The organism is Mesorhizobium sp. Arg314 (genome assembly GCF_053714275.1).
Window position 1 is genome coordinate 1 of the sequence record NZ_JBSKBP010000222.1, and the last position, 596, is coordinate 596.

1 protein-coding gene is annotated in these 596 nt (G+C 58.6%); it reads right to left on the reverse strand.

Annotated elements, in window-relative coordinates; genetic code table 11:
• Positions 1-432 (reverse strand): LysR family transcriptional regulator (locus ACWGS9_RS35180; protein ID WP_454509478.1); only part of this gene is annotated, 432 nt, incomplete at its 3' end.
• Positions 433-596 lie beyond the last annotated feature (164 nt).

The window sequence follows — 596 nt, forward strand, 5'->3', positions numbered from 1 at the left end:
GGCGCTGATGAGGTCGACCGTGACGCCACCCATTTCCTTCGAGAAGTCGCGCAGATTGGGGATGAGCAGCGTATAGGCGAAGGTCGAGAGCGAGGTCCTCACGACAAGTCGGTTGGCATCTTTCCCATTACCGCGGCGCATCCGCTTTGCCGTAAAAAAAATCGTGTCGAGCGGCTCGGCAACGGCATCGGCGAAAAGCCGCCCATAATCGGTCAACTGACTCTGGCGTCCGTACCGTTCGAGCAGCTTGGCACCGAGGTACGCTTCCAACACCGCGAGGTGGCGGCTCACCGAGCTCTGGGTGATGCCGAGTGCCTTCGAGGCTCGGGTGACACTGCCGTCGCGTGCCACCTGCACGAAGGCGCGAACGGCGTTGAGAGACAGATCCTGCTCGCTCACAGACTGTTCTCCGCAGACATCGCAGCCATCCATCCAGAGGCAAGCCCTTCGCATCGTTTTATTCGATATATGTCATCCATCTGTAACACAACGGCTCCAACGATCTCGGCGATCAAGACATCGAGGCGGCGCGAGCTTTTGCCAGCTCACCGACAAGCGAGGTACCGCAAAATGGCGGCCATAACCATCGAAAAAAT